12 protein-coding genes are annotated in these 14,617 nt (G+C 47.3%); 7 read left to right on the top strand and 5 right to left on the bottom strand.

Translation table 11 applies throughout. The annotated features are described in order from the left end of the window. Positions 1-37: 37 nt before the first annotated feature. From ACDC99_RS05760 to ACDC99_RS05750, 3 genes are all read left to right on the top strand, one after another. Complete coding sequence (locus ACDC99_RS05760; protein ID WP_022315688.1) at positions 38-493, top strand: DUF6078 family protein; 456 nt, start codon at positions 38-40, stop codon at positions 491-493. 128 nt (positions 494-621) lie between these two features. After that, entirely contained in the window at positions 622-2,469 is a 1,848-nt protein-coding gene (locus ACDC99_RS05755) for a VapE domain-containing protein (protein WP_370756146.1), read from the top strand. A gap of 248 nt (positions 2,470-2,717) precedes the next feature. Further along, positions 2,718-3,404, top strand: a complete 687-nt coding sequence (locus ACDC99_RS05750; RefSeq protein ID WP_370756144.1) for a DnaJ domain-containing protein — start codon at positions 2,718-2,720, stop codon at positions 3,402-3,404. Positions 3,405-3,631: 227 nt separating this feature from the next. On the opposite strand, the gene ACDC99_RS05745 is transcribed toward ACDC99_RS05750, so the two are convergent. The 4 genes from ACDC99_RS05745 to ACDC99_RS05730 form a co-directional block, all read right to left on the bottom strand. Further along, positions 3,632-5,200: a peptide chain release factor 3 gene (locus tag ACDC99_RS05745; protein ID WP_022315691.1), complete on the bottom strand. Its 1,569-nt coding sequence runs from the start codon at positions 5,198-5,200 to the stop codon at positions 3,632-3,634. A 99-nt stretch (positions 5,201-5,299) separates the two neighbouring features. Beyond that, complete coding sequence (gene rfbD / locus ACDC99_RS05740; protein ID WP_370756142.1) at positions 5,300-6,190, bottom strand: dTDP-4-dehydrorhamnose reductase; 891 nt, start codon at positions 6,188-6,190, stop codon at positions 5,300-5,302. An 85-nt stretch (positions 6,191-6,275) separates the two neighbouring features. Next, positions 6,276-6,818, bottom strand: coding sequence for a DUF4924 family protein (locus ACDC99_RS05735; protein ID WP_022315693.1), 543 nt, complete (start codon positions 6,816-6,818; stop codon positions 6,276-6,278). A 25-nt stretch (positions 6,819-6,843) separates the two neighbouring features. Further along, complete coding sequence (locus tag ACDC99_RS05730) at positions 6,844-7,524, bottom strand: LysE family translocator (RefSeq protein WP_022315694.1); 681 nt, start codon at positions 7,522-7,524, stop codon at positions 6,844-6,846. Between the two features lie 372 nt (positions 7,525-7,896). Between ACDC99_RS05730 and ACDC99_RS05725 the strand changes: the two genes are divergently transcribed. Together ACDC99_RS05725 and ACDC99_RS05720 are read left to right on the top strand one after the other, a co-directional pair. Then, positions 7,897-8,880 carry an ROK family protein gene (locus tag ACDC99_RS05725; protein WP_022315988.1) on the top strand — a complete coding sequence of 328 codons (984 nt, stop codon included), beginning with the start codon at positions 7,897-7,899 and terminating at the stop codon, positions 8,878-8,880. Positions 8,881-8,992: 112 nt separating this feature from the next. After that, positions 8,993-9,766, top strand: a complete 774-nt coding sequence (locus tag ACDC99_RS05720; protein WP_370756139.1) for a Cof-type HAD-IIB family hydrolase — start codon at positions 8,993-8,995, stop codon at positions 9,764-9,766. 112 nt (positions 9,767-9,878) lie between these two features. Here ACDC99_RS05720 and ACDC99_RS05715 read toward each other — a convergent pair whose 3' ends face one another. Further along, positions 9,879-12,224, bottom strand: coding sequence for a mechanosensitive ion channel family protein (locus tag ACDC99_RS05715; protein ID WP_022315986.1), 2,346 nt, complete (start codon positions 12,222-12,224; stop codon positions 9,879-9,881). A gap of 246 nt (positions 12,225-12,470) precedes the next feature. Here ACDC99_RS05715 and ACDC99_RS05710 point away from each other — a divergent pair, with 246 nt between their 5' ends. Both ACDC99_RS05710 and ACDC99_RS05705 read left to right on the top strand, forming a co-directional pair. Then, positions 12,471-13,337, top strand: coding sequence for a hypothetical protein (locus ACDC99_RS05710; RefSeq protein WP_042517224.1), 867 nt, complete (start codon positions 12,471-12,473; stop codon positions 13,335-13,337). A 29-nt stretch (positions 13,338-13,366) separates the two neighbouring features. Beyond that, the gene (locus ACDC99_RS05705; RefSeq protein WP_370756137.1) at positions 13,367-14,542 is read left to right on the top strand and encodes a dicarboxylate/amino acid:cation symporter; all 1,176 of its coding nucleotides are present in this window, start codon (positions 13,367-13,369) and stop codon (positions 14,540-14,542) included. The last annotated feature ends 75 nt before the right edge of the window (positions 14,543-14,617 follow it).

Below are 14,617 nucleotides of genomic sequence, written 5' to 3'. Positions count from 1 at the left end.
GAAAACTTGCGTCATTAATTCATTAATTATTTCAACCATGAAAAACATCAAGATTCTTGAACAAGCCTTTAAAGAAGGCAAGACTCCAAAGGGAATCGTTTATTGCTTCCTGGAGCAGTGTGAGAAGAAGACGGAGTGTCTCCGTTATCAGTGTACCAAATGCAAGAACCGGGCAATCAGGCTGGACTATGCTATGTTTCCTGACGTTTTGGCTGATGGAGAGTGCAAGTGGTTCGTTCCTCTGCGTGTGGTGAAAATGGCATGGGGATTCGATTCGCTCTTCATCGATGTCAAGGTGCGTGATGCCCAATCCCTGCGCGAGACGATGAAGGAATATCTCGGCAGCGACAGCCAGTATTACCGCTATAAGCTCGGTCAGCTCAAACTCAATCCCAACCAGCAGGCGCATATCAAGAAGCTCTTTGCTGAATATGGATACGAAAACGTGGACTTTGACAATTATTCCACAGAGATAGATTTCCATAACAGATGATTCCGGATTTCCCCCACACCGTGGGGAATGAAACCCCACATTGGGGGGAATCGTTCCCCACGCCGTGGGGGAAATTCAGGATGCTTAAACCCGAATTACTCAAGTAAAACAAATTTTTGAAAAATACTATGAAGATAACAATTCGACATACGGATAATAAAAACAAGATGGTGATGAGCCACTGTTCGATAGACCGCTTGCTGTCACGCATGACAACCGATGATTCCCGTCGTACGGTGATGCGCTTCAGAGAGGTGGCGCCATATAGAGACCGCAAAATTCATAATTACGACGATATGCCACAGTGGAGACATGTATATCCCGGAGCGGAACTGAAGCGGGATGACAATGACAATATGGTGATGAAATGCTGCAACGGGATAATCACCTTGCAGTTTGGAGATGTCACAGACCGCGATGCTATAGAGAAAGTGAAGCGTGCCGTAGCTTTCGTCCCGTCCACTATGGCAGCCTTTCAGGGAGCCGATGGCATGAGCGTGGTGGTGCTGGTGAGATATGCCGGGGCAGACGGCAAGTTGCCTTCTGCAGAAGAAGAGGCAGACCGCCAGTATCGTATTGCCCACCAACGCATACTGCCGATATACAGGGCAGTGGTGAACGTGCCGTTGCGCGGCGGCGAACCGTCTCTCTTCGACAGTTTCCTTATGACCGTGGATGCAGAGCCATACTACAATCCCGATGCTGTGGCATTGCGTATCGACGACAGTAGCGGAGTGCAGCCCATGTCGTCGCCCGTTTCGTTGGGCGATATTGAAGATGAACCCTATGCGGACGACAATGAGGAAGCGCAGAAAGAAGACAATGGCGTGCGAGTGAATATCGTTAGGATGATGAGGCTGCTGCGTAGCCGTTATGATTTCCGCTATAATGTGGTGATGAAATACGTGGAATACCAGTCAAAGGAAAAGCCATGGTATGGCTATATGCCGGTGGAGCCGAGGGTGCAGAAGCGTATGACTCTCGAAGTGCAGTTGGCGGATATCCGTGTCAGCATCAAGGATGTGCGTAATTTTCTGGAGTCGGACTATATACAGAATTATGACCCGATAAGCGACTTCCTGCAGGAGTGTAACGGCAAGTGGGACGGCAAAGACCATATCCGTGAGCTGGCACGCACCGTACCTACATCCAATCCGCATTGGGAAGACTGGTTCTACACGTGGTTTCTCGCTATGGTGAGCCAGTGGCAGGGCACCACCTTCCGCCAGTATGGCAACTCCGTGGCACCGCTGTTGATTTCCCGGCAGGGATACAACAAGAGCACCTTCTGCCGCCGCCTTCTGCCGCCGGAACTTCAGTGGGGCTACAACGACAACCTCATACTCTCTGAGAAACGTCAGGTGTATCAGGCAATGTCGCAGTTTCTGCTTGTCAATCTCGACGAGTTCAATCAGATTTCACCCTCTGTGCAGCAGGGGTTCCTGAAGAACCTCATACAGTTGCCTACGCTGAAGATAAAGCGTCCCTATGGCAGTCATGTGGAGGAGTTTCCGCGCCTCGCCTCGTTTATAGCCACGAGCAATCTCACGGATATCCTTGCCGACCCGTCGGGCAACAGACGCTTTATCGGAATAGAGCTCACCGGACCCATAGATGTGAGCGTCCGCCCCAACTACCGCCAGCTCTATGCCCAGGCGTTGGCGGCATTGAGGGATGGCGAGAAGAGCTATTTCGATTCCGAACAGGTGCGCCTCATCATGCATAGCAACTGTGAGTTCGAGGTCATGTCGCCCACCGACCAGTATTTCAACATCTATTATGAGATTGTTGACGACGAGAATGAAGGCGAGTGGCTTACGGCAGCAGAGATCTTCGATTTCCTGAAGAAGACCGTAGGTTCGTCGCTGAAGGTGAATTCGCTGATGGGATTCGGCAGACGCCTCGCCAACATGGCAGATATCCGTCGCAAGCGTTTTGCTTCAGGAATGAAGTATCTGGTGAGAAAAAGAACGTGATTTCGCCCGATGATGATACTTCATACCCGTTTGTGATACTTTTATGCTACTTTTCTGTAAGGAAAACAGAAAAGTAGCATTCTCTCAATATGTTGATAGCGAGATAGTTACGCCCATTTCGATACCCCAAAATGATACTTTGACACTTTCGGGCAGGAAAATGAATCCACGATATGTGCGGTTTTGCTTCGGCATGAAATTTGCTGATGACTTATAAAAGATTAATTTAGAGGAAAGGAGTTGACAATATGGCATTTATTGATTATTACAAGATACTTGGTGTGGACAAGACCATACCGCAGAAGGATGTGAAGAAGGCTTATCTGAAGAGAGCCAAGCAGTTTCATCCCGACCTTCACCCTAATGACCCCAAGGCAAAGGCAAAGTTCCAGGCGCTGAATGAGGCATACGAGGTGATAAACGATCCGGAGAAACGAAGGAAATACGACCAGTACGGTGAGCACTGGAAGGAGGCGGAAGCCTTCGGACGGGGCGCCGGACGAGGAGGAGCCGGTGGTGGTTTCTATGATGGCGAGGATGTACCGTTCAGCGGTTTCGATTTCTCAAGCTTCGGTTCCGGTACGGGCGGCTTCTCCAGTTTCTTCCAGAACCTCTTCGGAGGTGGTGGCGGAATGGGCGGCGGCAGAGGCAGCAGGATGCGCCAGAACTCGGGAGAGATGCAGGCAACGGTGAACATCGACCTTTATACCGCATTGCTCGGCGGAGAGGTGATGCTGCAGCTTGGCAACGGTTCGAAGATAAAGCTGAAGGTAAAACCGGAGACCCAGAACGGTACCAAGGTGCGTCTGCGTGGCAAGGGCTATGACCGTGGCGACGGAACGATAGGCGACATGATAATCACCTATAACGTGAAGTTGCCTACTAATCTCACGGAGCGGCAGAAGGAGCTGTTGCAGCAGATGAGGCAGGGTTGATGCTGATTGCCCTGATGTTCCACCAGATGGTTGTCTCAAAGAAACAATGGAATAATAGGATAGATAAATAAAAAAAAGACAAAGCGGCAAGCATGTGGATTGATTCCCGTTGCTTGTCGCTTTGCTTTTATTGTTTCCGTCAAATGTCTTTCAGTGGCATTTGCAGAGATATCTGTCAAGTCCAAATCGGTCATTCCAAGTAGGCTCTTATGACCGATGGGGGATGATTAGAATTCGCTCGTGAAGTGGAACTTGATATTCTTGAAGTCCTCCTGTGCCATAGACAACACATAGCCGGAGTCGGCAAGGAAGACATCGCGGCCATCCTTGTCTTTCGCCATATACTGATATTTGCGCTTTTTGAAGTTCTCCAGTTCTTCCTCGTCGTCGCTCTCTATCCAGCATGCCTTATACAGGTGTACCGGTTCCCAACGGCATTTGGCGTTGTATTCGTTCTCCAGACGATATTGTATCACCTCAAACTGCAGCTGACCGACAGTACCGATGATCTTGCGGCCATTGAACTGGTTTATGAACATCTGTGCCACACCCTCGTCCATAAGCTGGTCGATACCCTTGTTGAGCTGTTTGCTTTTCATAGGGTCGTCGTTCTCGATGTATTTGAACATCTCAGGAGAGAATGAAGGAAGACCGCGGAAGTGCAGCTGTTCGCCATCCGTCAGCGTGTCGCCAATCTTGAATATGCCGTTGTCTGGCAGTCCGACGATGTCGCCAGGATAAGCCTCCTCGATGGTGCTCTTGCGCTGAGCCATGAATTGGGTGGGGGAGGAGAAACGTACCGTCTTGCCCATTCTCACGTGGAGATAAGGTTTGTTGCGTTCGAACTTTCCGCTGCACACCTTGCAGAATGCGATGCAGGAGCGGTGGTTAGGGTCGATGTTTGCCGTTATCTTGAAGATGAAACCGGTGAACTTCTTCTCTTCCGGCTCTACTATTCTCTCCACAGCCTTTGTGGGGCGTGGACTTGGAGCAATCTCCACGAAGCAGTTGAGCAGTTCCTGAACACCGAAGTTGTTGAGGGCCGATCCGAAGAATACCGGGGCTACCATGCCCTTACGATAGTCTTCTACGTTGAACTCAGGGTAGACACCCTCCACCAGTTCCAGGTCTTCGCGCAGTTTCCCGGCATCCTGTTCGCCGACATGCTTGTCGAGCTCTTCGCTGTTGATGTCAACCTCTACTTTCTCCGTAACGCGCTGTTTGTCAGGCGTGAAAAGGTCGAGCTTGTTCTCGTAGATATTATAGACACCTTTGAACTTCACACCCTGGTTGATAGGCCATGACAGAGGGCGCACCTTTATTTCCAGTTCATCTTCCAGTTCGTCGAGAAGGTCGAATGGGTCTCGTCCCTCGCGGTCCATCTTGTTGATGAAGATTATCACCGGTGTATTGCGCATACGGCAGACGCTCATGAGTTTTCTCGTCTGCGTCTCCACACCCTTGGCGCTGTCCACTACGATGATTGCGGAGTCAACGGCAGTCAATGTGCGGTAAGTGTCCTCGGCAAAGTCCTGGTGACCAGGGGTGTCGAGGATGTTCACCTTGTAGTCTTTGTAGTCAAACTCCATAACGGAGGTAGACACGGAGATACCACGCTGCTTCTCGATGTCCATCCAGTCGGAAGTTGCGGTCTTGCGGATTTTGTTGCTTTTCACGGCACCAGCCACCTGTATCTGTCCTCCGAAGAGGAGAAATTTCTCCGTCAGCGTTGTCTTACCGGCGTCAGGATGGGATATGATGGCGAAGGTTCGCCTTCTTTCTATTTCGTTAGCCATATTCTTTGTTGAAGAGTGATGAATGGATGAAAGACGATATTGGGATTTTTCATTGTCTTTTTATTATTCATCCAGCATTATAAATGTATATAGTTAATATTATCTTACTTTTTTCAATGCACCCATATTTTCCATACATGCCATGAGACTGTCAGTCCAATATGGGATTTTTATTCCGAAGGTGTTCTTCACCTTTGTCTTGTCGAACACGCTGTAGGCAGGACGTGTCACCGGACTTGGGAATTCGCTGCTGTGGCATGGCTGAATGTCGCAGCCGTTGTTGCCTGCCAGTCTTGCTATCTGTATGGTGAAGTCGTACCAGCTACATACTCCCTCGTTGGAGAAATGGTAGATGCCATAGTTGTTTTCATACAACTTGTTGTCGATGATATGACCTATCAGCTTGGCAAGGTCTAAGGCGTAGGTCGGAGTGCCGCATTGGTCGAACACCACTTTCAACTGAGGCTTCGTGGCGGTGAGGTTGAGCATCGTTTTCACGAAGTTCTTTCCGAACTCAGAGTATAGCCATGCCGTGCGCAGTATGATATGCTTCACTCCGGTGGCGATGATCTTCTGTTCGCCGTGCAGCTTGGTCAGTCCGTAGACACCGGTCGGAGTTCCTTTCTGGTCCTCCTTGCAAGGAGTGTTGTATGGGTCGGCGCCGAACACATAGTCGGTGCTGATATGTATCAGCAGTCCGTCAACCTCCTTCATTGCCTTGGCGAGATTTTCCGGAGCTGTCGCGTTTAGCGTTTCCACGATATCGCCAGCGGTTTCCGCAGCGTCAACATTTGTCCATGCGGCACAGTTTATGATGCATTTGATGTCGTTCTCGCTCACCATCTTTCTGATGTCGTCGATTGATGTTATGTCGAGATGCGTGTATCCATCGCATACGTCGGTGAAGATGTATTTGTCTTCGCTCCCTTTTGCCACGATTTGCATTTCGTTGCCGAGCTGACCACCGGCGCCGGTTACCAATATGTTCATGATTGCTTGTTTTTTGTTGCTGATGAGTCGTTGAGGATGTGTGAACCTCTTATGTTGTCGATGGTGCAAACCGTCGGAGAAATTCTTATTCCAGTTCCAGTTCGCCCTTCTTGTCCTGAAGGTAATAGTCGGAGAGCATGCCGATGAAGGTCGTTATTTCCTTTATGGCATGTTCCGTGTCAGGGCTGACGGGCTTCTTCTGCAGTCGGAGCATCATTACTCCGTATAGGGCATTGAAGCATGTCTCTATCTCGTCCTCATCCTTGGCGCCACGTTTGCGCAGTTCAACGATGAAGGGCAATACCCTGTAATACTCGCTGTTGTAGAAAGGAAATTTCGGTGAGGCAAGAAGCGTGCTGCTCAGTTCGGACAACTGCTGTATCACGATCTTGTTGATCTGCAGATGTCCCTTCTCCCGGCAGCCCTCGGTGTTCATCATCGTGATGAGATTGCCATACCAGTCTGTCATTTCCTCTTTCTGTTCCTCGGTATAGTCGAAGCGGTCTATATACTCGTGCTTTATCCTCGACAGCGAGCATCCGTATGCCCTTATGATATCTTCTATCTGCCACATATATAGCAGATATTCAGCTATGCTCTTCTTTCTTAATTCCTGAGATATGAACATATATTTATCAAGTTATTGAAGGTTGTCAATAGTTTATCGTTGGCAGGGTGTAAAGGTTGAACACCGTGCCGATGAGGACGATGATAGACATCACTATGACGATGCTGCCCACCACCTTGTTGATTATCTGAATGCCGTTGGTGTCGAAAACCGCACGGATCTTGTCTACGAGCCATGTCAATCCATACCACCACAGCATCGCACCGCCGATAATGCCGATATATCCGGCACACATCTCGACTGGATGGTTGGGGATTATGAATGCAAACTGGGCGAAGAGTCCCATCATGAGCATTATGATGAGAGGATTGGAGAATGTGACGAGGAATGCCGTGATGCAGTTGTGGATGAGAGAGCCCTTGGTGCCACGGTTGCTTACGTGAACTTTCTTCATCGGGTTGCTTCTGAACGAATAGATTCCGAATATCATGAGGATGATACTTGCAGAAATCTGCAATATGTACCGATAGTGGGAATTGCTGATGAAGTCCATGACGAAAGACATTCCAAGACCCGTTATAAGGGCGTATATGAAATCGCTGACACAGGCGCCGATGCCTGTCACGAAACCGAACCATCTGCCTTTGTTGAGTGTGCGCTGAACGCAAAGCACTCCTACCGGGCCCATCGGGGCTGATACAAGAATACCTATTGCAACTCCTTTCAGGAGTAGATCTAATATGTTTATATGAAATGGAAATGGCATAGTGGGTGCAAAGTTCCGCAATTTTCACGAAAAATACAAATTTTGTAACATAAACTTTCCAAACGACAGTTAATTTGAACGCTAAGATGATGTATATCATTGATTTAGATTATTGAAGAGCGTTGATTGGGAAAAAAACTTTTTTAGAGGTTGGCGTTTATGGCGAATTCAATTATCTTTGCAGAAAATAAGCTTCGGCTCGGGATAAGAAATGAATGTCTTCATTTCATTCTCCTCTCGCCTTGCATTATCTTTGCAGAAAATAAGCTTCGGCTCGGGATAAGAAATGAATGTCTTCATTTCATTCTCCTCTCGCCTTGCATTATCTTTGCAAGAGAAACAATTTATCAGACTAAATATCATCAACTAAAAATGGAAGCACAGATTACAAGAAGACCTTATACTATAGGTCTTGATCTCGGAGGAACAAATGCCGTTTTCGGCATCGTTGATGCTCAGGGAAATATCCTGGAGCATACGTCAATAAAAACACAGCAATACAGTACGGCGGAGGATTTCGTGAACGCCGGAGTTGAAGCTCTTATGCCAATCGTTGACAAAGTGGGAGGAATAAACAAAATCGAAGGAATGGGCATCGGAGCGCCAAACTCCAACTTCTACGACGGTACGATAGCATACGCCCCAAATATTTCGTGGGCGCATGAATGCGTTGTGCCTTTCGCTAAGATGTTCAGCGACAAGTTATCTGTCCCAGTGGCTATAACAAACGATGCCAATGCTGCAGCTCTCGGCGAGATGACTTATGGCGTGGCAAAGGGAATGAAGAACTTCATCATGATTACCCTTGGCACGGGAGTGGGGGCTGGTATCGTCATCAACGGACAGATGGTGTATGGTTCTGACGGTATGGCCGGTGAGCTCGGTCACGTCATCATGCGCAGAGAGAATGGCAGAACTTGCGGTTGTGGCAGAAAGGGATGTCTTGAGGCGTATTGCTCTGCTACAGGAGTGGCACGCACGGCAAGAGAATTTCTGGGAACATCCAACGAACCATCGTTGTTGCGCGACATGAATCCAGAGGAGATCACATCTCTGGATGTTTCAAAAGCCGCTGCCAAAGGCGACGCTCTCTCTCTCAGAGTGTATGAGTTCACTGGAAAGATGCTCGGCGAGGCTTGTGCCGACTTCATGACATTCTGCAGTCCGGAGGCATTCGTGTTCTTCGGCGGACTGACAAAGGCTGGCGACTTGCTTATGAAGCCATTGATAAAGGGTTATGAAGAGAACGTGTTGGGAATTTTCCGTGGAAAGGCAAAATTCCTTGTCAGCTCACTCGACGGCGCCGGTGCTGCAGTTCTGGGCGCAAGTGCGATTGCCAAGAATATTGAACACTAATTTTTAATCAACTATCAATCGGTTGCGGAGTGTAGCATTAAAAAAACGCTCATTGTCGCAGCCGATTGCTTTTTTTATTTGTTTTAAAGTGAAGAACGACAACGTAAAAGCATTGTTTTTCGATATAGACGGTACGCTGGTAAGCTTCAAGACACACCAGATACCACAGTCTACTGTCGATGCCATAGCCCAGGCAAAGGCTAATGGGGTAGGAGTGTTCATCTCTACGGGCAGACCGTTGCCTATAATTACGAATCTGAAGGCTATAGAACAATACATAGATGGATATATAACGACCAATGGAGCACTCTGCATAGTGGATGGCAAGGCGATATGCTGCAATCCAATCCCCATGGCAGATGTTGATGTCATGATGGCGGATGCCGAAAAGAATGACTATACCTGCATCGTGGTTGGTGAGAAGAGAATTGGCGTGTATAATCCCAAACAGGTGTATTATGATGTGTTCGTGAGGGATCTCGCTGTCCAGAATATCGATATGGCTATTGATGTGAAGGACATTATGAGGAATGAGCAGATTCTTCAGCTTACGCCCTTCTTCTCTGCGGAATATGAAAAGGAAATCATGGAAAAGATGCCGGGCTGCGTGTCGGGACGTTGGAATCCTGCATTTACGGATATTACGGCAGAGCAGGCTGACAAGGGAAAAGGACTTGAAGCAATGGCGCAATATCTGGACCTCAACATTTCGGAAACCATGGCTTTTGGCGATGGCGGAAACGATGAGTCGATATTGCGGCGTGCGGGAATCGGTGTGGCAATGGGAAATGCCGGTAACGAGGCGAGGGCTGCTGCTGATTATATCACTACCTCAGTTGATGATGACGGTGTGAAGAATGCGCTGGAGCATTTCGGCGTTATCTAAATCAGAAACTTGAGTATATTATTCTGATCTGGTTTGTGTATGTTCCGTTACCAGATAAAACAATGACCCCGGAGTATATGTTCCGAGGTCATAATTTTATTGGATAGTCTGTTTACTTTGCCATTTCCTTGATGTAAACATCGCGTTTCGGGAATGGCATTTCTATGTCGTTCTCGTTGAGCGTGTTGTAGATGCTCTCCATGATCATGCTCTCTGTAACTACCTGTTTCGTTACGTCAACCCAGCATACGAATTTGAAGTTTATGCTGTTGTCGCCGAATTCCTTGAACAGTACGCTTGGCTGTTTCTCTTTGTCGATATAGGGAATATGAAGTTTCTCGATGGCATCGGTAACGACTTTTTTCATTCTCTCCACATTAGTGCCATAGCCCACTCCGAAGTTTACTACAGAAAGCTCGTAACCATGGTTGCGGGTCAGATTCTTGTAGTTCTTGGTGAACAGCTGGGAGTTCTGGAATGCGATCACCGAACCGTCGGTGGCTTCTATCATAGTGCTTGTGTAGCTTATGCTGCTCACTTTTCCTCGAGTGCCGTCACACTCTATCCAGTCACCGATGTTGATACGGCCAGCCATTAGCGATATTCCATAGTATATGTTTTCGAGAATATCCTTGGATGCGAAGCCGACACCAGTGGACAGACCACCCGAAACGACAACCAGCCAAGTGTTGCTCACATGGAGAATGGCGAGGCTTATCAGCAGCCATGTGCCCCAGACTACAACCTGCACGATGTTCTTTCCCATCACGTTGCGGCTGGCAGCCGTGCGAGAGTCTATGTTCATCAGGTGCAGTCGCATGAATTCTATCGTTATATAACTGATATAAGCGAAAACAAACCATAGTGCCAATACCGTGGCAATGGATGATATGCTGACGCTGAAGTTGCTGACGTCGATGAAACGCGTGGTGAAGATGCGCATCATCTGGTCGCTGAGGTTGAAGACGTCGGCAGCCCAATATATGGAAATCAGTATGGAAGAGATTGCCATCAAGGGGATTATGACTTTCAGAAGCAGTCTGTATATCCATGTCTTGTTTATAGGTTTCTCCTCAAGATGATGCTTTGCGGCGTATTCGCTCATCCAACTTGCCAGGCAGCTGATTGTCAGGATGCAGGTGAGCTGCATTATCCACCAAATCAACATCTGCACGCTGAGGAGAGTGAATCCTATCCATGAGCACACGACGCTCGTCGCGAATACCAGCAATGAGATGTATGTCAGGAACATATCAGACCGGGGTATCTTCTCGTTGTGTCTTCTTATCACGTTCCATTGCCATAGTGTGCAGAGCAATAGGACCGGAGGGAAAATCAGGTTTACCAAGTCGTTAGGCACCAGCGTGATGCGGAATGTTATCACTATGAATCCCACCAGCGTTAGCGGTGAGTAGATGCGGAAGGCGCTCTTTATCTGTTTTCCGTCTACCCTCAGAAGTAGAGATATCAGGATTACGCCAAGCAGCCAGGCATATTCAACGAGCAGGTTGCTCGCCATGGTGATGAAATTCTGGTTCACCGTGCTGCGTATGATGCCGATAAGAATTGCAAATGTTATTGTGGATGTCGCCATCATGATGCACGGACGTTTCAGCATGAACTGTTCGGTGCGGAATTTCTTCGGCATCAGAAAGCGTATTGCGAGCATGTTCAGGAGAATGGCTATGATGCCATAGAAAAGTATGCTGACGAACAATCCGAAGATCATACGAGAGTCCCACTGCGAGTGGAGCTTCTTGGAAGAACGGTATTTGTCGTTTACCGTTTCGGTTGTCTTGCTCACTTGAGTGCCGAGATTGGCTAGGATACTGAAATAGTTTTCTCCGCCATTCCGGAATATGTTGTTCTGAATTTCACTGTATCTGCCGTTGGCATAATCGTTGAGGCTTTTCAAGTGATTCTCTGTCAGGTTGTAATACTTTATGTAGTCCTGCAGCATGGATTTGTTTTCCGTCATGTTGTTACGGATGCTTACCGCCAGGGTGAGACACACGTTGCGGTTTACCTTTGCCTTGTCGCTAAGAGCGAAGGTGGGCATGGAACTGAGCGAGTTTACAAGGCTGTCGTAGCGGGCGATTTCACTGTCCAATTGCGTGATATACGACCGGAATGGCAGAGAACTCTTGCGGAAATTGCTGAACTGGTCGGTTGCCTCATGACATGCGTAAGCAAGGTCAAAAACATATTCCGGCTTCTGAGAATAAAGCATGAGGGCATTTTGATTACTCTTTGCAAGAATGGAGAAGAGGTTCTTCCTTATCAGCTCACTGCTGTTCTTGTATTTCATCTGTCTCTTTTTCTGCTCTTGGTGATAAGTGGTCAATTCATTTCTGAGTATCGACAATGTGTTGTCAAGGTCTTTCTCCTTGAGCACGGCATTGCAAGAAATGGTGATTGTTATTGCGAACAGAAATAGTAAAAACAGTCTCTTCTTCATATTGTTCTTTATAAAATTATTGTTTGTCTTTTTTTGTTGTATTACAGTTCCCGATTTGATTTGTTTTTGCAGTGTCGCGTTTGTCGTCACTGGCATGCTGCAATCAGAAAAGCGATTTTCCGTTTTGCAAAGATAATGCATTTTCTTCAATGTTAAGTTTGCCAACTCACACTTTTTTTATTAATTTTGCCACGTTTTAATTACTACCATCAAATGTCAGACATTACCATCAATAAAGAATTGCCATTGACGCTTTTTGCCGACAGTGGCAGTACGAAGACAGACTGGTGTCTCGTTTCAGGCAGACAACCGGTATTCAGTTGTCATACACAAGGCATAAATCCTGCACATCAGACAGAAGAACAGATCAGAAATATCTTGGTAAGAGAGCTGCTGATGCAGTTCAGGGCCAACGTTGCGGAGTTGTGGCATGAAAGTCGTGGCAATGTTGATGTGCGTTTCTATGGGGCGGGATGTCGTGGCGAAGCAGCCAAATCGTTGAAGGCAATATTGGTGGGCTGTCTGTCTGTTGCAGATGGTAAAGTCTTTGTAGACAGTGACTTGATGGCTGCGGCTCATGCTCTTTGTGGAGGTGAGGAAGGTATTGCATGCATTCTTGGAACTGGAGCCAACTCCTGTTTGTTTGATGGCGAGAAGATAGTAGCCAATATATCACCGCTGGGATATATACTCGGTGACGAGGGTAGCGGGGCCGTTCTCGGGAAACTTTTCTTGAATGCCGTTTTCAAAGGCGGACTGCCGAAAACCTTGTGTGAGGAATTCTTTGAATCTACAAATCTTGATTTGGACGATATCATAAGGCGTGTCTACAAGGAACCGCTGGCAAACCGTTTTCTTGCTTCTTTGTCGCCGTTTATTTATAAACACCTCGATGTGCCGGAATTAGAGGCAATCGTCGTGGAAAACTTCAAGGCTTTCTTTGTCAAGAATGTTGACCGCTATGAAAGAAAAGACCTTAAAGTAAATGTTGTGGGTAGTGTGGCACATTATTACGAAAAGCAACTTGTCGAAGCAGCAAGACAATGCGGATATACCGTTGGGAAAATAATCAAAAGCCCGATGGAAGGATTGGTTGCTAACGTGTTGAAATGAAATATTAAAAACCTAAAAATCTATATCAAATGAAAACTTTCAAAATAGGCCTGCTGCCTAAGATTATCATTGCCATTGTCTGTGGTGTAGTGTTCGGAATGTTTTTGCCGGGAGAGGTCGTCAGGGTGTTCCTCACGTTCAACGGCATTTTCAGCCAGTTCCTTGGCTTCCTTATTCCATTGCTGATTCTCGGACTTGTTGCTCCAGCTATTTCCGACATCGGTCAGGGAGCCGGCAAAATGTTGATTGCCACTACAGCTTTGGCTTATTTCGCTACGGTGACATCTGGACTCCTGTCTTATGCGGTTAGTGAGCTTACGTTCCCGTCGCTTATTGACACACAGACTACGGCGGCATCGTTGGCGACGACAGAGGCGATGGCTCCGTTTTTTACCGTTGAGATACCAGCTCCAATGAATGTTATGACAGCCCTTGTGTTAGCTTTCACCCTCGGTCTGACAACGGCAACAATGCAGTCTGTGGCGTTGAAAAACGTTATGAAAGACTTCATGCAGGTAATCATCAAGACAATCAATGTGGCAATAATTCCACTTTTGCCGATATACATTTTCGCTATATTCCTCAATATGGCATACACCGGTGATGCAGCACGCGTATTGACAGTATTCGTGAAAATCATCGGAGTGATTTTCGTGATGCATATCTTCTTGCTCATATTCCAGTATTGTGTAGCAGGCGCATTTGTGGGAAAGAATCCGTTCAGACTCTTGGGACGGATGCTGCCGGCTTATTTCACAGCGCTCGGAACACAGTCTTCAGCTGCCACTATTCCCGTGACTCTCCGACAGACTATAGCCAATGGAGTGAATAAAAGCATAGCGGGTTTCGTCATACCTCTTTGTGCAACAATCCACATGTCGGGAAGCGTGATGAAAATCGTTGCCTGTGCCATGGCGCTCATGATGATGCAGCATATATCATACGATTTCGTCACCGTTATAGGATTCATTCTGATGCTTGCAATATCTATTGTCGCTGCTCCGGGTGTTCCTGGTGGAGCGATAATGGCATCTCTCGGTGTACTGGCTTCAATATTGGGCTTCACAGAGGCAGACCAAGCCCTTATGATTGCCCTATATATCGCAATGGACAGCTTCGGAACTGCATGTAATGTGACAGGTGACGGTTCTCTGGCTTTGCTGATAGACAAGTGGTTTGGAGGTAAGGATAAGTCGGAGAAATAATCTTATTTTACGATTTGTTTACCTTTCATTGCAGATTATAATATAAAATATGTATCTTTGCAAACGATTTTGACA

Origin of the sequence: Prevotella pectinovora (assembly GCF_041323955.1) — a bacterium.
GTDB classification, from domain to species: domain Bacteria; phylum Bacteroidota; class Bacteroidia; order Bacteroidales; family Bacteroidaceae; genus Prevotella; species Prevotella pectinovora.
Note: the sequence above shows the minus strand (reverse complement) of the source record. Positions and strands in the feature narration are given on the sequence as shown.